The organism is Bacillus haynesii, assembly GCF_001969855.1.
Taxonomy (GTDB): Bacteria; Bacillota; Bacilli; order Bacillales; family Bacillaceae; genus Bacillus; species Bacillus haynesii.
Genome location: NZ_MRBL01000016.1, coordinates 335,127 through 354,968, shown reverse-complemented (window position 1 = coordinate 354,968; position 19,842 = coordinate 335,127). Strand labels below are relative to the sequence as shown.

The 19,842-nt window shown below is 46.5% G+C and carries 25 protein-coding genes; 23 read left to right on the top strand and 2 right to left on the bottom strand.

All coding sequences use genetic code 11. The features are described 5' to 3' along the window. The first annotated feature begins 16 nt into the window (after window positions 1-16). From spoIIM to BTA31_RS14640, 17 genes are all read left to right on the top strand, one after another. A complete protein-coding gene (gene spoIIM / locus BTA31_RS14720) occupies window positions 17-673 on the top strand; it encodes a stage II sporulation protein M (RefSeq protein ID WP_043927031.1) in 657 nt (218 codons plus the stop codon). A gap of 118 nt (window positions 674-791) precedes the next feature. Next, window positions 792-1,241, top strand: coding sequence for a ferric iron uptake transcriptional regulator (fur, locus tag BTA31_RS14715; RefSeq protein ID WP_003183178.1), 450 nt, complete (start codon window positions 792-794; stop codon window positions 1,239-1,241). Between the two features lie 122 nt (window positions 1,242-1,363). Further along, window positions 1,364-1,588: a YqzK family protein gene (locus tag BTA31_RS14710; protein ID WP_043927032.1), complete on the top strand. Its 225-nt coding sequence runs from the start codon at window positions 1,364-1,366 to the stop codon at window positions 1,586-1,588. Window positions 1,589-1,594: 6 nt separating this feature from the next. Continuing rightward, window positions 1,595-2,485 (top strand): site-specific tyrosine recombinase XerD, encoded by an 891-nt coding sequence (gene xerD, locus BTA31_RS14705; RefSeq protein WP_043927033.1) that lies wholly within the window; start codon window positions 1,595-1,597, stop codon window positions 2,483-2,485. 193 nt (window positions 2,486-2,678) lie between these two features. Beyond that, window positions 2,679-3,863 (top strand): phosphopentomutase, encoded by a 1,185-nt coding sequence (deoB, locus tag BTA31_RS14700; RefSeq protein ID WP_076792744.1) that lies wholly within the window; start codon window positions 2,679-2,681, stop codon window positions 3,861-3,863. A gap of 20 nt (window positions 3,864-3,883) precedes the next feature. After that, a complete protein-coding gene (locus tag BTA31_RS14695) occupies window positions 3,884-4,690 on the top strand; it encodes a purine-nucleoside phosphorylase (protein WP_035316189.1) in 807 nt (268 codons plus the stop codon). 157 nt (window positions 4,691-4,847) lie between these two features. Continuing rightward, the gene (locus tag BTA31_RS14690; RefSeq protein ID WP_076792741.1) at window positions 4,848-6,020 is read left to right on the top strand and encodes a D-alanyl-D-alanine carboxypeptidase family protein; all 1,173 of its coding nucleotides are present in this window, start codon (window positions 4,848-4,850) and stop codon (window positions 6,018-6,020) included. A 93-nt stretch (window positions 6,021-6,113) separates the two neighbouring features. Further along, window positions 6,114-6,467, top strand: a complete 354-nt coding sequence (gene spoIIAA / locus BTA31_RS14685; protein ID WP_043927037.1) for an anti-sigma F factor antagonist — start codon at window positions 6,114-6,116, stop codon at window positions 6,465-6,467. Continuing rightward, window positions 6,464-6,904: an anti-sigma F factor gene (spoIIAB, locus tag BTA31_RS14680; RefSeq protein ID WP_043927039.1), complete on the top strand. Its 441-nt coding sequence runs from the start codon at window positions 6,464-6,466 to the stop codon at window positions 6,902-6,904. Before spoIIAA ends, spoIIAB begins: the two co-directional genes overlap by 4 nt. Window positions 6,905-6,916: 12 nt before the next feature. Then, window positions 6,917-7,684 carry an RNA polymerase sporulation sigma factor SigF gene (gene sigF, locus BTA31_RS14675; RefSeq protein WP_020452031.1) on the top strand — a complete coding sequence of 256 codons (768 nt, stop codon included), beginning with the start codon at window positions 6,917-6,919 and terminating at the stop codon, window positions 7,682-7,684. A gap of 169 nt (window positions 7,685-7,853) precedes the next feature. Then, window positions 7,854-8,474, top strand: coding sequence for a stage V sporulation protein AA (locus BTA31_RS14670; protein ID WP_076792738.1), 621 nt, complete (start codon window positions 7,854-7,856; stop codon window positions 8,472-8,474). Then, complete coding sequence (locus BTA31_RS14665) at window positions 8,464-8,889, top strand: stage V sporulation protein AB (RefSeq protein ID WP_043927043.1); 426 nt, start codon at window positions 8,464-8,466, stop codon at window positions 8,887-8,889. The genes BTA31_RS14670 and BTA31_RS14665 overlap by 11 nt, the downstream gene beginning before the upstream one ends. Window positions 8,890-8,902: 13 nt before the next feature. Beyond that, on the top strand, window positions 8,903-9,352 hold the full coding sequence (spoVAC, locus tag BTA31_RS14660; RefSeq protein WP_043927044.1) for a stage V sporulation protein AC: 450 nt from the start codon (window positions 8,903-8,905) through the stop codon (window positions 9,350-9,352). Window positions 9,353-9,364: 12 nt separating this feature from the next. Further along, window positions 9,365-10,384 (top strand): stage V sporulation protein AD, encoded by a 1,020-nt coding sequence (gene spoVAD, locus BTA31_RS14655; RefSeq protein WP_076792736.1) that lies wholly within the window; start codon window positions 9,365-9,367, stop codon window positions 10,382-10,384. Window position 10,385: 1 nt separating this feature from the next. Beyond that, a complete protein-coding gene (spoVAE, locus tag BTA31_RS14650) occupies window positions 10,386-10,736 on the top strand; it encodes a stage V sporulation protein AE (RefSeq protein ID WP_076792733.1) in 351 nt (116 codons plus the stop codon). A 6-nt stretch (window positions 10,737-10,742) separates the two neighbouring features. Beyond that, window positions 10,743-11,345, top strand: a complete 603-nt coding sequence (spoVAEA, locus tag BTA31_RS14645; RefSeq protein WP_076792730.1) for a stage V sporulation protein SpoVABEA — start codon at window positions 10,743-10,745, stop codon at window positions 11,343-11,345. Continuing rightward, a complete protein-coding gene (locus BTA31_RS14640) occupies window positions 11,305-12,777 on the top strand; it encodes a spore germination protein (RefSeq protein ID WP_043927048.1) in 1,473 nt (490 codons plus the stop codon). Before spoVAEA ends, BTA31_RS14640 begins: the two co-directional genes overlap by 41 nt. Before the next feature lie 44 nt (window positions 12,778-12,821). Here the strand turns inward: BTA31_RS14640 and BTA31_RS14635 are convergent, their stop codons facing one another. Beyond that, complete coding sequence (locus BTA31_RS14635) at window positions 12,822-13,151, bottom strand: hypothetical protein (protein ID WP_043927049.1); 330 nt, start codon at window positions 13,149-13,151, stop codon at window positions 12,822-12,824. A 363-nt stretch (window positions 13,152-13,514) separates the two neighbouring features. Between BTA31_RS14635 and lysA the strand changes: the two genes are divergently transcribed. Together lysA and BTA31_RS14625 are read left to right on the top strand one after the other, a co-directional pair. Then, window positions 13,515-14,834, top strand: coding sequence for a diaminopimelate decarboxylase (gene lysA / locus BTA31_RS14630; protein WP_043927050.1), 1,320 nt, complete (start codon window positions 13,515-13,517; stop codon window positions 14,832-14,834). A 238-nt stretch (window positions 14,835-15,072) separates the two neighbouring features. Further along, a complete protein-coding gene (locus tag BTA31_RS14625) occupies window positions 15,073-15,963 on the top strand; it encodes a poly-gamma-glutamate hydrolase family protein (protein ID WP_076792727.1) in 891 nt (296 codons plus the stop codon). Here BTA31_RS14625 and BTA31_RS14620 read toward each other — a convergent pair. After that, complete coding sequence (locus BTA31_RS14620) at window positions 15,929-16,825, bottom strand: DUF1002 domain-containing protein (protein ID WP_043928400.1); 897 nt, start codon at window positions 16,823-16,825, stop codon at window positions 15,929-15,931. The genes BTA31_RS14625 and BTA31_RS14620 overlap by 35 nt on opposite strands. 337 nt (window positions 16,826-17,162) lie before the next feature. On the opposite strand from BTA31_RS14620, the gene BTA31_RS14610 reads away from it, so the two are divergent. The 4 genes from BTA31_RS14610 to BTA31_RS14595 all read left to right on the top strand — a co-directional run bounded on the left by BTA31_RS14610 (window position 17,163) and on the right by BTA31_RS14595 (window position 19,815). Further along, complete coding sequence (locus tag BTA31_RS14610; protein ID WP_003183133.1) at window positions 17,163-17,600, top strand: peptidylprolyl isomerase; 438 nt, start codon at window positions 17,163-17,165, stop codon at window positions 17,598-17,600. A 229-nt stretch (window positions 17,601-17,829) separates the two neighbouring features. After that, window positions 17,830-18,960 carry a Rap family tetratricopeptide repeat protein gene (locus BTA31_RS14605; RefSeq protein ID WP_076792721.1) on the top strand — a complete coding sequence of 377 codons (1,131 nt, stop codon included), beginning with the start codon at window positions 17,830-17,832 and terminating at the stop codon, window positions 18,958-18,960. Beyond that, window positions 18,950-19,219, top strand: coding sequence for a hypothetical protein (locus BTA31_RS14600; RefSeq protein ID WP_076792718.1), 270 nt, complete (start codon window positions 18,950-18,952; stop codon window positions 19,217-19,219). Before BTA31_RS14605 ends, BTA31_RS14600 begins: the two co-directional genes overlap by 11 nt. Before the next feature lie 158 nt (window positions 19,220-19,377). Next, complete coding sequence (locus tag BTA31_RS14595; protein ID WP_076792716.1) at window positions 19,378-19,815, top strand: Hsp20/alpha crystallin family protein; 438 nt, start codon at window positions 19,378-19,380, stop codon at window positions 19,813-19,815. The last annotated feature ends 27 nt before the right edge of the window (window positions 19,816-19,842 follow it).

Genomic DNA, 19,842 nt, shown 5'->3' with positions numbered 1-19,842 from the left:
TCTGGGAGGAAGATACATGCGGAAGCCCACAATCAAAGAGCTCATCTTTCAACATATGAAGGATCATCTTTCGATCTATTTATTTGTTTCTGTGCTGTTTTTAATGGGTGTGATTTTCGGCGCCGTCATCGTCAACAGCATGACGATCGGTCAAAAGGAAGATTTGTTCTACTATCTGAATCAATTTTTTGGACAGCTTTCCGAAGGAAAAGCAGCCAGCTCAAAGGAAATGTTTTTGCAGAGCTTTCTTCATAATATGAAATATTTAGGCTTAATGTGGATTCTCGGGATTTCCATCATCGGCCTGCCCGTCATTTTTATCATGGTCTTCTTAAAAGGGATCGTCGTCGGATTTACAGTCGGCTTTTTGGTCAATCAAATGGGAATCAACGGTTTTTTCCTGTCTTTTGTCTCCGTGCTCCCGCAAAATATTCTGCTGATCCCGGCTTACTTGATCATGGGCACCTGTGCCATCGCCTTTTCGATGAGGCTCATCCGCCAGCTTTTTGTCAAACGCAGCCTTGCAGAAGCGCCTGTCCATTGGTTTGGCCGGTACGCTTTTGTGCTCGTCCTGATTCTCGCAATGTCTCTTATATCCTCTTCCTTTGAAGCATATCTATCGCCAGTGTTGATGGAAAAACTGACGGAGTACGTCTTGCCGAAACAGCATTAATTTATAATGATTATTAAAAAATATTCATTTTGTTTCTCAATTTATAATGATTATAGTTGGCTCCCTGCGCTTGTTTTGTTATAATAAGCTAGGTAATGCGGCGTAGGAGGGAAAGTCAATGGAAACACGTATTGATCGGATTAAAAAGCAACTGCATTCTTCCAGCTATAAACTCACCCCTCAGCGCGAGGCAACTGTAAGGGTGCTGCTTGAGAATGAGGAAGACCATTTAAGCGCAGAAGATGTATACCTCCTCGTAAAAGAGAAATCTCCTGAGATTGGTCTTGCGACAGTATATCGGACTCTTGAATTGTTAACTGAATTAAAAGTAGTGGATAAAATCAATTTTGGCGACGGTGTGTCAAGATATGACCTCCGCAAAGAAGGTGCCGCCCATTTCCATCACCACCTGGTTTGCATGGAATGCGGTTCGGTTGTTGAAATTGAAGAAGATTTGCTTGAAGACGTGGAAGAAATCATTGAAAAGGATTGGAAATTTAAAATAAAAGACCACAGGCTGACGTTCCACGGCATCTGTCATGACTGTCAGCAAAAGGAATCGGAATAGTCTATAAACCGGAGAGAACCCTTTCAGCCATGAGCGGGTTCTTTTTTGATTCAGACGTATAAAACTTGTCTCATTTGGCATAAGTTTTAGTAATCGAATCAAAAGAAGGGACCTGAAACCGTATGAAAATGCTGAAAACGGCTGCCGATATGATCAAGGTGTTTGTGCTGTTTACCGGTTTTACCGTCTTGTTTTATTATGCTATGATATGGATAAATTCAGAGTATGAAAACTATCATCGGTATGATAAACCTGAAGGAGCAGCCCTCAAGGTCGTCTCGATGGAAGGGGACGAGCAGGGCAGCTGGTTTAACCGGTTAATCTTTTTTTATTTGAACGGGGAGTAGGATAGCGTGAAAGTTCATATTAAAGACTTTATCCACTACGCCGTTGTTGAACGGGGGCTTTCCCACAACACGGTTGTGAGCTATGAACGGGATTTGAACAGCTACGCCGCCTATTTAGAGGAACAGGAGCAGCTGAGCTCTTTTGACCAGGTGACAAGGCTGCACATCATCCAGTTTTTGAAGCATTTAAAAGACGCCGGAAAATCCGGAAAGACGGTTGCGAGGCATCTCGCTTCCATCCGCAGCTTTCACCAGTTTCTGCTGAGGGAAAAAGTGACGGCCCAGGACCCGTCCGTCCATATTGAATCGCAAAAAACGGAACGGACGCTCCCGAAGGTGCTGTCATTACAGGAAGTCGAAACGCTTTTGGATACGCCGAAGCTGACGGGGCCGTTCGGCTACCGCGATAAAGCGATGCTGGAGTTATTGTATGCGACAGGGATCCGCGTCAGCGAGATGATCGCATTAAAGCTGTCCGATGTCCATTTATCGATGGGCTTTATCCGCTGCTTCGGTAAAGGAAGAAAGGAGCGGATCGTTCCGCTCGGCGAAGCGGCGTCACATGCGGTCGGCGAATATCTGTCAAAAGCGAGGGGAAAGCTTTTGAAAAAAAATACCGAAGACGCCCTGTTTCTGAATCACCACGGCAGACAAATGAGCCGCCAGGGATTTTGGAAAAATTTAAAGAAAATCGCCTTGGAAGCGGGAATTAATAAAGAGCTGACGCCGCACACGCTGAGGCACTCATTCGCCACACACCTGCTCGAAAACGGAGCCGATCTCCGGGCCGTTCAGGAAATGCTCGGACACGCCGACATTTCGACGACGCAAATTTATACGCACGTGACGAAAACAAGGCTGAAAGACGTGTATAAGCAATATCATCCCCGTGCATAGCCTGAAAGGACAGGCGAAAGCACGGTTTTTCATGTTGAGTGAGTAGCAAATTGCGGGAAGTTTCTCACTATTTCCGTTCGTATTGTCAACTGTTGTGTAAACGGTTTATACTTGGCTAATAGCGGTATTTTGGTTTTTTTATGCCAAGTGTGACAGCCTATAGCTGACAGAAAGAAAAAAAGGAGGCCGACAAATGCCTGCATTTGATTATAACCGCGTATTTTTAATTGTGATGGATTCCGTTGGAATCGGCGAGGCGCCTGATGCCGAAACATTTAATGACAAAGGCGCAGACACATTGGGCCACATTGCCGAACACATGGGAGGCATCAGCCTGCCGAACATGGCGAAGCTCGGGCTCAGCAACATCCGTGAAATCAAAGGTGTCGAAAAGGCGGAAGAGCCGCTTGCCTATTACGGCAAAATGAAAGAAGCCTCAAACGGAAAAGATACGATGACTGGACATTGGGAGATTATGGGACTTTACATAGACAAACCTTTCCGGGTGTTTCCCGAAGGTTTTCCGGACGAATTGATCCATGAACTTGAACAGAAATCCGGAAGAAAAGTGATTGGAAACAAGCCTGCATCAGGCACTGCGATTTTGGATGAACTCGGTGCGGAGCATATGGAAACCGGCGCGCTGATCGTCTACACCTCAGCAGACTCCGTTCTGCAGATTGCCGCACACGAAGAAGTCGTGCCTCTTGAGGAATTGTACAAGATCTGCGAGATCGCGCGCGAGCTGACGCTTGACGAGAAATATATGGTCGGGCGCGTCATTGCGAGACCGTTTGTCGGTAAGCCGGGCGAATTTAAACGGACGCCGAACCGCCACGATTATGCGCTGAAGCCGTTCGACAGAACCGTGATGAATGAATTGAAAGATGACAGCTTTGATGTGATTGCGATCGGCAAAATCTCCGATATCTATGACGGCGAAGGCATTACGGAATCGCTTAGAACGAAATCGAATATGGACGGAATGGACAAGCTGGTGCAAACGCTTGACAAAGATTTTACAGGGATCAGCTTTGTAAACCTCGTGGACTTTGATGCGCTGTTCGGACACCGCCGCGATCCGGAAGGATACGGAAAAGCGCTCGAAGAGTTCGACGCACGCCTTCCTGAAGTATTTGAAAAGATGCGCGAAGACGATCTGCTCATCATTACCGCCGACCACGGCAATGATCCGGTTCACCATGGCACGGATCATACAAGGGAGTACGTGCCGCTTCTTGTATACAGCAAAAAACACGAAAAGCCTGGGGCGCTTCCGCTCGCAGATACATTCGCGGACATCGGCGCGACGATCGCCGACAACTTTAAAACGAATATGCCAAAGTACGGAAAAAGCTTTTTATCCCTGCTGAAATAGGAGGAAACGACGTGAAACAGATGATTGCAAATGCCGCAGACTATATTAAAAGCAAAACGGAAATCAAACCGGCGGTCGGCCTGATTTTGGGATCCGGCCTTGGCGTGCTTGCTGATGAGATAGAAGACGCCGTCCGCATCAAATATGAAGACATCCCGGACTTTCCTGTTTCCACTGTTGAAGGGCATGCCGGACAGCTTGTCATCGGCAGACTTGAAAATGTGCAAGTCGTCGCGATGCAAGGGCGTTTTCATTTTTACGAAGGGTATTCAATGGACAAGGTAACCTTCCCGGTAAGGGTCATGAAAGAGCTCGGGATCGAGACTTTAATTGTGACCAATGCCGCAGGTGGCGTCAATGAATCGTTCCGTCCCGGTGATTTGATGATCATATCCGATCATATCAATTATATGGGAACGAACCCGCTGATCGGTCCAAACGATTCCTCGCTGGGCGTCAGATTCCCTGATATGTCGTCCGCATATGATAAGGAACTGCGCCTCTTAGCGAAAAAAACAGCCGAAGAATTGAACATCAGTGTACAAGAAGGGGTTTATACAGCCGTTACAGGGCCTACATACGAAACGCCTGCCGAAGTGCGCTTCCTCAGAACGATCGGATCGGATGCCGTCGGCATGTCGACGGTTCCGGAGGTCATCGTGGCAAAACATGCGGGCCTTCGCGTGCTCGGCATTTCGTGTATATCAAACGCGGCAGCCGGAATCCTCGATCAGCCGCTCTCCCATGATGAAGTGATCGAAGTCACCGAAAAAGTAAAAGCCGACTTTTTGCGGTTTGTTAAAGCGGCCGTCGCCAAAATCGGCTAAAACTACAGCGAAGTTGAAATGTGAGCCAATGCAAGTTCAAATGAGAACCTGCATTGGCTCTTTCTTTTTGAGCGCCGAGAAATTTTTTCCAACCGATCCGTATAAATCCAACCGGATTGGAAAAAATAGAGAGGATTACGAAATGGAGGTCTGGGTGATGAAACGTCATTTATCCAAATTGCTGATTTTTACGATAATCCTGATGACTGCGCCGTCGGCGTTTGCAAAAGAGAGCGCAAAGAAACCGTCGGAGCTTGCTGATGACGCAAAATCTGCCGTTTTAATCGAGCGGGATACCGGTAAGGTGATGTATGACAAGAACAGCCGTGAAAAGCTTCCCCCGGCCAGCATGACAAAAGTGATGACCATGCTGCTGATCATGGAAGCTCTTGATGAAGGCAAGATCAAAATGAAAGACAAAGTCAGAACAAGCGAGTATGCCGCTTCAATGGGGGGTTCGCAAATTTTTCTTGAGCCCGGTGAAGAAATGACGGTTGAAGATATGCTGAAAGGGATCGCCATCGGATCGGGTAATGATGCCTCTGTTGCAATGGCAGAGCATATTGCCGGGTCTGAAGAGGAATTTGTCAAAAGAATGAATGAAAAAGCTGCTGAGCTCGGCCTCAAGGATACGTCTTTTCAAAATACGACAGGTCTGCCTGAAGAAGGCCATTACAGTACAGCCTACGACATGGCGCTCATGGCGAAAGAGCTTTTAAAATATGAAAACATCACGAAATTTACGGGAACGTATGAAGACTATCTGAGAGAAAACACTGATAAAAAATTCTGGCTCGTCAACACAAACCGCCTCATCAAATTTTATCCCGGCGTTGACGGAGTTAAGACCGGCTTTACAAATGAAGCAAAGTACTGCCTGACAGCTTCAGCGAAAAAAGGAAACATGCGCGTCATCGCTGTCGTTTTTGGAGCCAGCACGCCGAAAGAACGAAATGCCCAAATTACAAAAATGCTTGACTTCGCGTTCAGCCAATATGAAACGCATCCGATGTATAAACGCAATGAAATCATTTCCGATTTGAAGGTCAATAAAGGCCGTGAGCAAAAAATAAACCTTGTCACTTCAGAACCGATTTCCCTTTTGACGAAAAAAGGCGAAAATATCGAATCTGTTAAAAAAGAAATCAAACAGAAGAAAGATATCCAGGCTCCTGTCAAAAAAGGCACAGAGCTCGGGACGCTCGTTTTGAAAAAGGACGGAAAGGTTCTCGCTGAAAGCCCTCTTGTGGCAGAAAAAGACATGGATAAAGCGGGGATGTGGACGATGTTCAAGCGGACGATGACCCACTGGACGAAGTGGAGTGAATAATGCCGAACGGTCACTAGTTTTGTCACGGTGAAGGAATTTATAAAGTCTGAAGCGAAACACTCATTATCCGATTTAAACCAAGGAGGAATGAGGATGAGCCTCGGAATCGATATTTACGTCAAAGAATCCGTACTATGCATTCGGTTGACAGGTGAACTCGATCACCATACAGCAGAAACCTTGAGAAAACAAGTCAGTGACCAGCTGGAACAATCCGACATTCGCCATATTGTCATGAATCTTGCAGACCTTTCGTTTATGGACAGTTCAGGGCTTGGCGTCGTGCTCGGCAGATATAAGGAGATTAAGCAGCTCGGCGGAGAAATGATCGTCTGCGCCATTTCCCCTGCTGTCAAACGTTTATTTGATATGTCCGGGCTGTTTAAAATCATTCGCCTTGAGCAATCAGAGCAGCGTGCACTTGAAACGTTGGGGGTGGCGTCATGAAAAATGAAATGAATATCCAGTTTACGGCACTCAGCCAAAACGAATCGTTTGCACGGGTGACAGTCGCTGCTTTTATCGCTCAGCTTGACCCGACGATGGATGAACTGACCGAAATTAAAACGGTCGTATCTGAAGCGGTCACAAACGCGATCATACACGGTTATGAAAACTCAGGGCAGGGAAACGTATACATTTCCGTCACCCTGCATGACCATATCGTCTATTTAACGATCCGTGACGAAGGAGTCGGCATCCCTGATCTTGAAGAAGCGCGCCAGCCCCTGTTCACGACAAAGCCCGAACTCGAACGGTCGGGAATGGGCTTTACGATCATGGAAAATTTCATGGATGATATTTCGATCGACTCCTCACCTGAGATGGGAACCACAATACACTTAACAAAGCACTTATCAAAAAGCAAAGCGCTTTGCAATTAAGGGAGATTTGTTATGGATGTGGAGGTTAAAAAAGAAAACCAGAACACTCAGCTTAAAGACCATGAAGTGAAAGAACTGATTAAAAACAGCCAGAACGGCGATCAAAAAGCAAGGGACCTCCTCATAGAAAAAAACATGCGTCTTGTTTGGTCTGTCGTTCAGCGTTTTTTGAACAGAGGCTATGAGCCTGACGACCTCTTTCAAATCGGCTGCATCGGCCTCTTGAAGTCGGTGGACAAATTCGATCTTTCCTATGACGTTCGGTTTTCCACCTACGCCGTCCCGATGATTATCGGCGAGATTCAGCGGTTTATCAGAGATGACGGAACCGTCAAAGTGAGCCGCTCGCTGAAAGAACTCGGCAACAAAATCCGGCGGGCGAAAGACGAGCTTTCCAAGTCAAACGGCCGGATTCCGACCGTTCAGGAAATCGCCGATTATCTCGAAATCAGTTCAGAAGAGGTCGTGATGGCCCAGGAAGCGGTCCGCTCTCCCTCGTCCATTCATGAAACGGTTTACGAAAACGACGGAGACCCGATTACACTTCTGGATCAAATCGCCGATCAGTCGGAAGAGAAGTGGTTCGATAAAATCGCTTTAAAGGAAGCTATCAAGGATTTGGATGAACGGGAAAAGCTGATTGTTTATTTAAGGTATTACAAAGACAAGACGCAATCTGAAGTTGCCGACCGCCTCGGCATATCCCAGGTGCAAGTGTCGAGGCTTGAAAAAAAGATTTTAAAGCAAATCAAAAACCAGATGGATCAATTTGAAAGCTGAGGCTGCTCGCATTACAGGCAACCTCGGATGTCTGATGAAAAACCGGAACGCTCCAAAAAAGAGCGTTCCGGTTTTTTTATGGTAATTTATGGTCTTTTGCGGCTTGCTGAATGATAAATGGGATGTACTTCATACTACAACTATAACCATCATATAGGAAGTGACCCAGATGGAACGTCAAGTTTTTATCAGACTCCGCCACCGGCTTGAGGCAGATCCCGATGAATTGATTCTGCTCCGCCATATCGCACAGGTAGCGGGTGACCGCCGATACAAAGAAAAGCTTGAACGGCTGCCTATTTATCAGGTCAGCAAAGCGGATCAAAGCATGGTGGTGTTGGACGTGATGAAGGTGATTGAAGCTGTACATAAATCGTTTCCTGACCTTGATGTCCAAACCGTCGGCGGTTCTGAAACCATCGTGGAGATCCAATATCCGAAAAGGGGTCTGTCGCCCGTGTTGTTCATCGCCGTCTGGCTGCTCCTGTTCGTCGGTGCCGGCCTTACCGTAATGAACTTTCATGAAGATGTCAGTATGAGGGAAGTGCACATCCTGCTTTACGAAATGGTGACGGGCAAGGTGAACCGCTATCCATACCTTTTGCAGGTTCCGTACAGCATCGGTCTCGGGCTCGGCATGATCTTGTTTTTTAATCATTTATTTAAAAAACGGTTTAACGAGGAGCCCAGCCCTCTGGAGGTCGAGATGTTTAAATATCAGCTTGATTTGGACCATTATGTGGCCTTGCACGAAAACAAAGAAACGACAAAGGATATTCATGATCATTAGCGTGATATTGATCATCTTTCTCGGACTTGCAGGAGGGGTCGCGGTTGGGTCCGGCTTTGTCGCTTTTCTCACCGTGCTTGGCATTATCCCGAGGCTGACTCAGCTGACGAAGACGAAACGGTTTATCCAGGCGTATGAATGGGCTGTCATTCTGGGCGCGGTTTTCGGAGGATGGGAATCGCTGAACATGTCCCGCTTTTTTTTATCCAAATGGCTGCTTGTTCCGATCGGCCTTTTTGCGGGTGTTTTCATCGGAATGCTTGCAGCGGCGCTTACAGAAGTGTTGAACGTGCTGCCGATACTGGCGAAACGTATCGGCATGGGGAACAGGATTTTGATTCTTTTAATGGCCATTGTTTTCGGGAAGATTCTCGGATCGATGTTCCAATGGCTCATTTTTGTACATTTGTCATAAAAGGAGGATTATGATGTCAAGTTTGAAAGATAATTATCAATCGAAAGTCAAAGCGTATCAGCCTTCGCCGCCTTATGTCCTAAACTGTATTAAGGCTTTTCTCGTCGGTGGTCTGATCTGTGCGATCGGCCAAGCGTTCCAGAATTTTTATATGGCCGTGTTCAATTTTGATGAAAAAACGGCGGGGAATCCGACGGTTGCCACGCTAATCTTAATCTCTGCTCTGTTAACGGGTCTTGGCGTCTACGACAGAATCGGCCAGTTTGCCGGTGCGGGTTCTGCTGTTCCGATTACAGGGTTTGCCAACAGTATGACGAGCGCCGCGCTTGAGCACAAAAGCGAAGGATACGTCCTCGGCGTGGGAACCAATATGTTTAAGCTGGCGGGAAATGTCATCGTCTTCGGCGTTGCGGCCGCTTATATTGTGGGAATGATTCGCTTTGCTTTTGATAAGCTGTTTTAGGAGGAAAACAACATGAAATTAACAGGAAAACAAACATGGGAGTTCGAGAACCCGCTGTTTGTTAACTCGAGCGGAACAGCGGTCGGTCCCAAGGAAAAAGAAGGGCCTCTAGGACACTTATTTGACAAAACTTATGATGAAATGCACTGCAACCAGAAAAACTGGGAGATGGCAGAGCGCAAGCTGATGGAGGATGCGGTTCAGTCCGCGCTATCAAAACAAAATCTTAAAAAGGAAGACATCGATATCTTTTTGGCGGGTGACCTGCTCAACCAAAACGTGACAGCCAACTATGTGGCGAGGCATTTGAAAATACCTTTTCTTTGCTTGTTTGGAGCTTGCTCGACATCAATGGAATCGATTGCGATCAGTTCGGCATTGATTGACGGAGGTTTCGCCAAGCGTGCCTTAGCGGCAACCAGCAGCCATAATGCGACGGCTGAAAGGCAGTTTCGCTATCCGACGGAATACGGGGGCCAAAAGCCGGGAACCGCGACATCCACAGTGACTGGAAGCGGAGCAGTCGTCCTCAGCCAGCAGCCCGGCACAATTAAAATTACCAGTGCAACCGTCGGAAAGGTCATCGACTTGGGGATTACCGATTCCCAAGACATGGGCTCAGCGATGGCGCCCGCTGCGGCGGATACGATCAAGCAGCATTTGGAGGATCTGGGACGCACTCCTGATGATTACGATCTGATTTTAACCGGCGACCTTTCAGGTGTCGGCAGTCCGATTTTGAAGGATTTGTTAAAAGAGGAAGGGATCAATGTCGGGACCAAACACAATGACTGCGGGTTGATGATCTATACGCCTGACCAGCAGGTTTTTGCAGGCGGAAGCGGATGTGCTTGTTCGGCGGTCGTCACTTTTGCCCACATCTTTAAAGAAATTGAAGCAGGAAGGCTCGGCAGAGTGTTTGTCGTAGCGACGGGCGCCCTTTTGAGCCCGACGATCATTCAGCAAAAAGAATCGATTCCTTGTATTGCCCATGGCGTCGTATTTGAACGGGCCGAAAGGGGGAACGCCTAAGATGGAGTATGTCATTGCTTTTATTGCAGGCGGGCTGATTTGCGTAATCGGCCAGCTGCTGCTTGATGTCTTTAAAATGACGCCGGCCCATGTCATGACATCTTTTGTCGTATCAGGAGCCATCCTTGACGGATTCGGCATTTACGACCGTTTTATCGAATTTGCCGGTGCCGGGGCTACGGTTCCGATTGTCAGTTTCGGCCACTCCCTTTTGCACGGTGCGATGCACCAAGCCGAGGAACACGGCTTTATCGGGATTGCCATGGGGATATTCGAACTGACGTCTGCCGGTATATCCTCCGCTATTTTGTTTGCTTTTCTTGTTGCCGTGATTTTTAAACCGAAAGGATAAAAGATAATGCCAGCAAAACGCAAGGTCATTTTGGTCACAGACGGCGATATTTACGCTGCAAAAGCAATCGAATATGCAGCAAGAAAAACGGGTGGCCGCTGCATTTCCCAATCGGCGGGGAATCCGAGCGTTAAAACAGGACCGGAGCTTGTATCCATGATCCTGCAAACCCCTCATGATCCTGTGTTCGTCATGTTTGATGATTCCGGACTTCAAGGCGAAGGGCCGGGAGAGACAGCTATGAAATATGTAGCGGTGCATCCCGATATCGAGGTGCTCGGGGTCATCGCCGTCGCTTCAAAAACTCATTATGCAGAGTGGACGAGGGTCAATGTATCAATCGATGCAGAAGGCGAACTGACAGAGTACGGCGTCGATAAACACGGGGTCAAAGAGCTCGATGTCAAACGAATGAACGGTGATACGGTCTATTGCCTTGACCAGCTGGATGTTCCGATCATTGTCGGAATCGGTGATATCGGTAAAATGAACAGAAAAGACGATGTGGAAAAAGGTTCGCCGATTACAATGAAAGCGGTCGAGCTCATTTTAGAAAGGAGCGGGTATCATGAGTGCTCAAAAGCAAGAGAAGACGAACATATTCCTTGATCCTTCTAAGAATGAAGCGTATTTCAAGAAGCGGGTCGGCATGGGAGAAAGCTTTGACCTTGGCGTACGCAAGGTCTTTATTCTCGGACATGAGGTTCAGCTTTATTATGTCAACGGATTGTGCGACACACAATACATCATTCACCTGTTAAGGGAACTGGTGCATCTAAATGATAAAGAAAAAGAGTCGGGCGAGGTCGAAGACATCGTCGAAAACAGGCTTTTGAACCAGCAGGTTTCAAAAACAGAAACGCTTGATGAAGCGGTCGACCAAGTGTTGTCAGGACTGGTTGCCATCATCGTCGAAGATGCGGGCTTTGCTTTTATCATCGATGTCAGAAGCTATCCGGGCAGAACGCCGGAAGAGCCTGATACAGAAAAAGTCGTACGCGGTGCAAGGGACGGATTCGTCGAGAACATCATCGTCAACACAGCCCTGATCAGACGCCGGATCAGAGATGAGCGCCTGCGCTATAAAATGCTTCATATCGGTGAACGCTCCAAAACAGACATCTGTCTCTGCTATTTGGAAGATGTCGCAGATCCCGATCTTGTTGAAGTATTAAAAAAAGAGATTGAAAATGTGAAGATCGACGGGCTGCCGATGTCGGATAAATCGGTAGAGGAATTCCTTGTCGGCCAAGGCTTCAACCCGTTTCCGCTCGTCAGGTTTACGGAAAGGGCGGATGTAGCCGCGAGCCATATTTTAGAGGGGCATGTCATCGTGATTGTCGATACGTCGCCAAGCGTCATCATCACGCCGACCACTTTGTTTCACCATGTTCAGCATGCTGAGGAATACAGACAGACGCCGGCTGTTGGGACGTTTTTAAGGTGGGTGCGGTTTTTCGGTATTTTGGCCTCCACCTTTTTGCTGCCGCTTTGGCTGCTGTTTGTCATTCAGCCGTCGCTCTTGCCTGATAATTTATCGTTTATCGGTTTAAACAAAGACACTCATATTCCGATTATCATGCAGATTTTCCTGGCGGATCTCGGCGTTGAATTTTTAAGAATGGCCGCCATTCATACGCCGACGGCGCTTTCGACTGCAATGGGCCTGATCGCTGCCGTATTGATCGGCGATATTGCGATCAATGTCGGCTTGTTTTCTCCTGAAGTTATTTTATACGTTTCCCTCTCGGCAATCGGAGCTTACACGACACCAAGCTACGAGCTGAGTCTGGCGAATAAAATGGTGAAGCTGTTTATGCTGATATTGGTAGCGCTCTTTAAAGTAGAGGGATTTGTCATCGGATTAACGATCTTAACTATAGTGATGACTTCGATCAGGTCATTGCGGACGCCTTACTTATGGCCGCTCCTCCCGTTCAATGGAAAAGCGTTTTGGCATGTTCTCGTGCGAACTTCTGTTCCCGGGGGAAAAGTCAGGCCGAGCATCGTTCATCCGAGAAACCGCTCCAGACAGCCGTGAAGCCGGCATTCCAAGAGGTTTTTCCCCGAGGAAAAACCTCTTTTTCAGTAATCGAATTCCGGTCTTCGAGTCCCGATGCCTCTGTATTCGTTGGCAGAAATCGCGACTGCCCGGAGGCTGCAGATGTTGTTCTGTCTTCTGATCGGATAGACGACATACAGCATTTCGCGGCCGGACGGGTCGATCGTTGACGAATGAAGGAAAACCTCAGTTCCTCTCCGCCAAAATCTCGTATTCGCCGGAGCTGTAATAATCTGCCCTTCATAAGGCTCATAAATTCTTTGTTCATCATGCACAGCCGGCTGATAAGGGCCGTATATATCTTCAGGTGTATAGCCGGGAGCCGGGGTGTAGGGGTAACGGTTTGGATACATATGATAACCTCTTTCCCACTTCGTTTTTTGGGTTTCATCTTTAAGATTATATTCAGGTAAATGCCTATTTGCATGGGCGAAAATCTCGGTTTTCGGCTCTTTTTTTAATTGAATGGACGTTGTGTATGCCTATTTCTATCAAGTGCTGTTTTCTGTTATGCTAGAATCAATAGAATTGATTGGTTTTTTAGGGGATTATTCCCTTTATAAATCAAGAAAATTTGGACAAATGGTGGTTTAGTTTTTAAAATGAAATGTTATAATACAACATAAGAATCGCACTATCATGAAGCCGGAAGATGCATCGGGCAGCAACCGGACCGCCCCTTGCACCTTTGTAGATAGAGAAAGAGGGAATGACAATTGTATTTACATGGTACTAGCAGACAAAATGAAAGAGGACACCTCGAAATCGGCGGTGTCGATGTTCTATCATTGGCAGAAAGATACGGAACACCTCTTTATGTATACGATGTCGCGCTGATTAGAGAGCGCGCCCGAAAATTCCAGAAGGCATTCAGGGAAGCCGGTTTAAAAGCGCAGGTAGCGTATGCAAGCAAGGCGTTTTCATCGGTTGCCATGATTCAGCTTGCCGAACAAGAGGGACTGTCTTTGGATGTGGTATCGGGAGGAGAGCTTTTCACTGCGACCAAAGCAGGGTTTCCAGCTGAGCGGATTCATTTTCACGGAAACAATAAGAGCGCTGAAGAACTTGCTATGGCTCTGGAGCATCAAATCGGCTGCATCGTGCTCGATAACTTTCACGAGATCGCTATTACAGAAGAGCTTTGCAAGCGATCAGGACAAACTGTAGACGTTTTGCTCAGAATCACGCCGGGAGTTGAAGCGCACACGCACGATTATATTACGACGGGACAGGAAGATTCGAAATTCGGTTTTGATCTGCACAATGGACAGGTCGAACAAGCCATCGAACAAGTCCTCCACTCATCTGCGTTTAAGCTCCTCGGCGTGCACTGTCACATCGGTTCGCAAATTTTTGATACGGCAGGATTTGTCCTTGCAGCAGACAAGATTTTTGAAAAGCTGGCGGAATGGAGGGAGAATTACTCATTCATTCCGGAAGTGCTCAATCTTGGCGGGGGCTTCGGCATCCGCTATACAAAAGACGACGAGCCGCTCGCAGCTGATGTTTATGTTGAAAAAATCATCGAAGCGGTCAAAGCAAACGCCGAGCATTTTGGCTTTGACATCCCTGAGATTTGGATCGAACCAGGCAGGTCTCTCGTCGGAGACGCGGGGACTACGCTATACACAATCGGTTCTCAAAAAGAGGTGCCGGGCATTCGCAAATATGTAGCCATTGACGGCGGCATGAGCGATAATATCAGGCCGGCGCTTTATGAGGCAAAATATGAAGCGGCCGTCGCCAACAGGATGAACGATGCTTGTCATGATACCGCATCGATCGCAGGAAAATGCTGCGAAAGCGGAGATATGCTGATTTGGGATTTGGAAATCCCTGAAGTCCGTGACGGAGACGTGCTCGCCGTTTTCTGCACCGGTGCATACGGCTACAGCATGGCCAACAACTACAACCGCATTCCGCGCCCGGCCGTCGTCTTTGTCGAGGATGGAGAAGCGCAGCTCGTCATTCAAAGAGAGACGTATGAAGATATCGTCAAACTGGATCTGCCGCTGAAATCGAAAGTAAAACAATAAAAAAATGGAGATTCCCTGAAGAGGGGGTCTCCATTTTTTATTCAAGCATGAAAAACACTTCCCGGCCATCGGGAGGTGTTTTTTGTAAAAAAGATCATGACATGCATAGAACAGCGACCGGGCCAATTGTATATAATATTGAGAATTTAACAAAAATTTAACAAAGGAGATGATAAAGGCAATGATCAAGGTGAAAAGGATGAGTTTTACTGATTTCGTGGATTTAGAGGCGGAGTAGATGAAACCGGCCAAAGTATCCCTACTCCACCGCATGCTCCAGTGCCTGAAGCAATGTGTTGATTGTAACACAGTGAAGTGTTTTACAGCAATAAACAGTTTTGTGAATATTTTATTAATTTCTGCTGTGATCTCATTCCCATATTCTGCTGCGGCCCATAGTGCAACACAGTCCGGTGATAAATATTCAAGCTTTGAAGAATTGGAGCGGAATGAAGATCCGGCGTCTTATCGAATGACGGAGAAGGACGCAAGAGTGCCGATGCTCATCATGGCCATCCATGGAGGCGGTATCGAACCCGGAACAAGTGAGATTGCCAATGAAGTGTCCAAAAATTATTCCCTGTACTTGTTTGAAGGGCTGAAATCATCAGGCAATACGGACCTTCACATTACAAGCACGCGTTTTGACGAGCCGGCGGCGCTCGCAATCACTGCAAGCCACCGGTACGTCATGTCGCTTCACGGCTATTACAGTGAAGACCGCAATATTAAAGTGGGCGGGACAGACCGCGCTAAAATCAGAATATTGGTTGATGAGCTGAACCGCTCGGGGTTTGCCGCTGAAATGCTGGCGACAGACGACAAGTATGCCGGAACCCATCCGAATAACATCGCCAACAAGTCGCTATCCGGCCTGAGCATTCAGCTTGAAATGAGCACAGGTTTCCGTAAATCTTTATTCGATCGGTTCACGCTAAAAGACAGGGCGGCGACGCAAAACGAAACGTTTTACCGATTTACAAAACTGCTGACAGACTTTATTCATGAAAACTATAAAGAAGACGGAGGGGACTTCCCCTCTGCAAAAATAAAACACCTCCTTCAATTAAAAAAGGAGGTGTTTGGCGGTTGTGTTAACCGTTGGACTCTGAGGTGCCGCCGCCGGTGAATACGGAAACGATGGCATTCCACAGAGACACAAAGAAGTCGATCAGTTTTTGAAGGAAATTTTGTCCTTCTTCAGAATCCAGGAATTTCGTGATTTTATCCTTTGCTTTGTCAAGCTGGTCTCCAACCTGGTTCCAGTCGATATTAATATTTTTCATGTTATTAAATAAAGAAATGAGAGATTTTTTCTGATCCTCTGTGAGCGTCACGCCCAGTTCGGAAGCAGCCGAATCAATCGTTTTCTCCAATTCCTCTTTCGATTCGGGAACCCCGTTTTTCGAGATTTCTTCCTTGACTTTGGCCATCAGCGCTGACGCGTTTTCACTGCCGATTTTCTCGCCAAGCTCTGAAGTGGTGACAAGCTCTTCATTCGCGACCTTTTTCACATCTTCAGAAATTTTTTCGCCCGAAGTCGTTTCATACGCTTTCATCAATCCGGTTAAAGCGGCTGTGCCTGACACTTCAAACGGAGCGGTGACATGAATTTTGGCGTCTTTTACACCGGCTGTCATCAGCGCGTTCAAATACATTTCATCTGTAATTGTGCTGATATTGTGTGTCTGAACTTCCAAACCGGTGCCTTTTTTCGCTACGGTAATTGAAGAAGAAGAAATCGCTCTTGATCCGATTTGTGCTTTCGGTATATAATCCCCTAAATATTTATGCTCTTCATCATTTGTCACCTCGATGATGGTCGCATTTTCAGGCGCATTCATTTCTTTTAATACTTTTTGTCTGTCCTGGCTTGACAAGTCTTTCCCCAGCGTGACGATGACATCACCCACTGCGGCGTCAGCAAAGCTGACCTGCGGGAAAATGAGCAGACATAATGCTGTAAAGATTCCTAGTATCGATTTTTTCAAGCTCAATGCCCTCCTTAAAAATGCAGGCTTCAGGCAGAATTGCTGTACTTTTAAAGAAGCCTGCCGGAACGGAAATAATGCGTTCCGAAATATAGACGGATGAAAGATGAGGGAGGTTTCAAAGAAAAAAAGAGAGAAATTTTCTCTTCAAGTCAAATGCTCTCCCGGTATCCTAGCACACCCTCTTTTATCATTCATGATTTTCACAGGCGATTCAACCATTTTTAAAAATCTTTTACAAAAGCGATACAAGAGCGGGCGTTTATTTCAGGTGATTGGCTCTGTGCTTCTTCTATATGATATAATGACCCTTGTGAAATGAAAGGAGAGAATCAAGATGGCTAAAAAAGGATACATACAACTGACAAACGGCAAAAAAATCGAGTTTGAACTATATCCGGATGCGGCGCCGGGAACTGTCGCCAACTTTGAAAAACTTGCAAACGAAGGGTTCTATGACGGGCTGAAATTCCACCGCGTCATTCCGGGCTTCGTCAGCCAGGGAGGCTGCCCGCACGGCACTGGAACAGGCGGACCTGGATATACGATTAAATGCGAGACAGAAGGGAATCCGCATAAACACGAAGCCGGTTCACTCTCAATGGCTCACGCAGGAAAAGATACCGGAGGCAGCCAATTCTTTATCGTCCATGAGCCTCAGCCGCACTTGAACGGTGTTCATACCGTTTTCGGAAAGGTCACATCAGGTCTTGATGCCGTCACTTCAATGGAGCAAGGACAAGGCATGGAAAAAGTCGAAGTGTTTGACGCATAATCAGAAAGTGCAAAAACAGCCCGCTTAGCCGGGCTGTTTTTTTGTCTGAAACGGTGTTCATTTTCCAGGTGCAACAGGACCGGGGACCGATTCTTCGTCCGCATTCTGCTAGGAAATTATGATGCTAATAAATAAAATAATTGTGAAAAAATGACCCTTTATGTAAAATATATTCAAGTGAAGAGCTAGATAGAGAACGCAATCTGTAAAAAAGGAAGGGGCGTAAGGGGTGAGCGTAAAAATCCCGTCGACGGCAGTCGGCGTAAAAATTAATGACTGGTATAACGCGATACGCAAATTCAATGTCACGGACGCCGAAATGCTGAAGGCAGAAATTGAGCGCGAAATTTCTCAAATGGAAGAGGATCAAGACTTATTATTGTATTACGCCTTAATGGAATTCAGACACAGAATCATGCTTGATTACGTAAAACCTTTGGAAGAAGGCGAAACCCCGCCTGACTTTTCTGAAATATTAAAAGATATCGAAGATGAACAAGGAAAACTGACAGGCCTGCTCGAATATTATTTTAACTTTTTTAGAGGGATGTATGAATATAAAAACCATGATTATATTAAAGCGATCTCTTTTTACAGGCGCGCCGAAAAAAAGCTGCTGCACGTCGAGGACGAAATAGAGAGAGCCGAGTTTCATTTTAAAATGGCTGAAGTGTTTTATCATATGAAACAGAGCCATGTATCGATGAACTATGCGCTTCAAGCGATTGAAACCTATCAGGCGCATGAAACTTACACGGTTCGGAGAATCCAATGCGAGTTCGTCATCGCGGGGAACTATGACGATCTGGAGTCGAATGAAAAAGCGCTGTCACATCTGGAAAAGGCGCTGAAGCTTTCACAGCAAGAAGGCCAGCTCATATTGGAAGGACACACCTATTATAATTTGGGAAACTGCTATTATAAGATGGGAGATTTCGATCAGGCAGCCATATACTTCAACAGGGCTGCTGTGATTTATCAAGAAGAGTCATCAGATATTCTTCCAAAAGCGTTTTTTAGTCTTGCACTTGCATATTTCAAGCTGAAGCAGCCGGAACAGGCGGATGATGCGTTAAATAAAGGAATTGACATCGCCCGCCGATCAAACGATTCGATCTATCTATCAAAATTTCATTTTTTAAAAGCCTTGTATGTTGATGATGACGGCAGGGCTCCCATGCTGGAAACTTTTCAGCTGCTCGGGTCAAAAAAGATGTATCCCGATATTGAGGACTTGGCATTGGAAGCAGCTGAATACTATAATGAAATTGGGCGCTTGAGCGACTCTGTTTATTTCTATCAAACGGTATTCAGTGCTCGAAAACAAATGAAAAAAGGGGACTGGTCGTATGAAATCTAAACTGTTGTTAACCGCCGCTGCTTCAGTAGCAGGACTTTCTTTGGCAAGTACTGTGCTGATGACGCAAACAGATGGTATGAAGGTCGCCGAGAGAAATGTAACGTCCGCACCAGTGCAAATCGCCGAGAGAAACGTAACGTCCGCACCAGTGCAAATCGCCGAGAGAAACGTAACGTCCGCACCAGTGCAAATCGCTGAGAGAAACGTAACATCTGTCAAAACGTCACCGATTCATATCGGAGAACGAAATGTAACATAGTATTTCCGTAAAAGGGCAGTGCTTGGTCTATATCAGCACTGCTCTTTTTATATCCGATAAAAAGCCGCCTCCTCCCTGAGCTTGGTCTCATACAGGCATGCATAAATCAAAGCGTACAAGAAATCATAAGGTTATGAAAACATGAAGGAGGAAAGAAAATGCCGTTAGTACCTTATGAACCATTTAAACATTTGAATACGATCAGAAGAGAGTTTGATCGGGTGTTTGCTGATTTTCCGGCGAACTTTGGAGGAGAGCACGGCTTTGGCGATATTAGGGTTGATGTGCATGAAGCCGGGAATGAAATCGTCGCGTCCTGTGATATCCCCGGCCTTGAGAGCAAAGAAGATGTTCATATCGAGGTTGAAAACAATATGCTTCATATCAGCGGATCCATCAACAGATCAAACGAAGTAAAAGATGAAAACATGCACCGGAAAGAACGATTTACAGGACGGTTTCACAGATCAGTCGCGCTTCCGGCTCCCGTCAGCCATGAAGGGATAAAAGCTTCTTATAAGAACGGCGTGCTTGAAGTGAGAATGCCGAAAGACAAGCCGGACGATAAAAAGAGGATAGATGTGGAATTTCATTAAGGACACGAAAAAAGTCCCCTTTAGGGG

Excerpts from the sequence above, each read along its gene's own strand:
- spoIIM (WP_043927031.1), top strand. The coding sequence starts at position 17 with ATGCGGAAGCCCACAATCAAAGAGCTCATCTTTCAACATATGAAGGAT.
- fur (WP_003183178.1), top strand. The coding sequence starts at position 792 with ATGGAAACACGTATTGATCGGATTAAAAAGCAACTGCATTCTTCCAGC.
- BTA31_RS14710 (WP_043927032.1), top strand. The coding sequence starts at position 1,364 with ATGAAAATGCTGAAAACGGCTGCCGATATGATCAAGGTGTTTGTGCTG.
- deoB (WP_076792744.1), top strand. The coding sequence starts at position 2,679 with ATGCCTGCATTTGATTATAACCGCGTATTTTTAATTGTGATGGATTCC.
- BTA31_RS14695 (WP_035316189.1), top strand. The coding sequence starts at position 3,884 with ATGATTGCAAATGCCGCAGACTATATTAAAAGCAAAACGGAAATCAAA.
- BTA31_RS14690 (WP_076792741.1), top strand. The coding sequence starts at position 4,848 with ATGAAACGTCATTTATCCAAATTGCTGATTTTTACGATAATCCTGATG.
- spoIIAA (WP_043927037.1), top strand. The coding sequence starts at position 6,114 with ATGAGCCTCGGAATCGATATTTACGTCAAAGAATCCGTACTATGCATT.
- spoIIAB (WP_043927039.1), top strand. The coding sequence starts at position 6,464 with ATGAAAAATGAAATGAATATCCAGTTTACGGCACTCAGCCAAAACGAA.
- sigF (WP_020452031.1), top strand. The coding sequence starts at position 6,917 with ATGGATGTGGAGGTTAAAAAAGAAAACCAGAACACTCAGCTTAAAGAC.
- BTA31_RS14670 (WP_076792738.1), top strand. The coding sequence starts at position 7,854 with ATGGAACGTCAAGTTTTTATCAGACTCCGCCACCGGCTTGAGGCAGAT.
- BTA31_RS14665 (WP_043927043.1), top strand. The coding sequence starts at position 8,464 with ATGATCATTAGCGTGATATTGATCATCTTTCTCGGACTTGCAGGAGGG.
- spoVAC (WP_043927044.1), top strand. The coding sequence starts at position 8,903 with ATGTCAAGTTTGAAAGATAATTATCAATCGAAAGTCAAAGCGTATCAG.
- spoVAD (WP_076792736.1), top strand. The coding sequence starts at position 9,365 with ATGAAATTAACAGGAAAACAAACATGGGAGTTCGAGAACCCGCTGTTT.
- spoVAE (WP_076792733.1), top strand. The coding sequence starts at position 10,386 with ATGGAGTATGTCATTGCTTTTATTGCAGGCGGGCTGATTTGCGTAATC.
- spoVAEA (WP_076792730.1), top strand. The coding sequence starts at position 10,743 with ATGCCAGCAAAACGCAAGGTCATTTTGGTCACAGACGGCGATATTTAC.
- BTA31_RS14640 (WP_043927048.1), top strand. The coding sequence starts at position 11,305 with ATGAGTGCTCAAAAGCAAGAGAAGACGAACATATTCCTTGATCCTTCT.
- BTA31_RS14635 (WP_043927049.1), bottom strand. The coding sequence starts at position 13,151 with ATGTATCCAAACCGTTACCCCTACACCCCGGCTCCCGGCTATACACCT.
- BTA31_RS14625 (WP_076792727.1), top strand. The coding sequence starts at position 15,073 with ATGAAACCGGCCAAAGTATCCCTACTCCACCGCATGCTCCAGTGCCTG.
- BTA31_RS14610 (WP_003183133.1), top strand. The coding sequence starts at position 17,163 with ATGGCTAAAAAAGGATACATACAACTGACAAACGGCAAAAAAATCGAG.
- BTA31_RS14600 (WP_076792718.1), top strand. The coding sequence starts at position 18,950 with ATGAAATCTAAACTGTTGTTAACCGCCGCTGCTTCAGTAGCAGGACTT.
- BTA31_RS14595 (WP_076792716.1), top strand. The coding sequence starts at position 19,378 with ATGCCGTTAGTACCTTATGAACCATTTAAACATTTGAATACGATCAGA.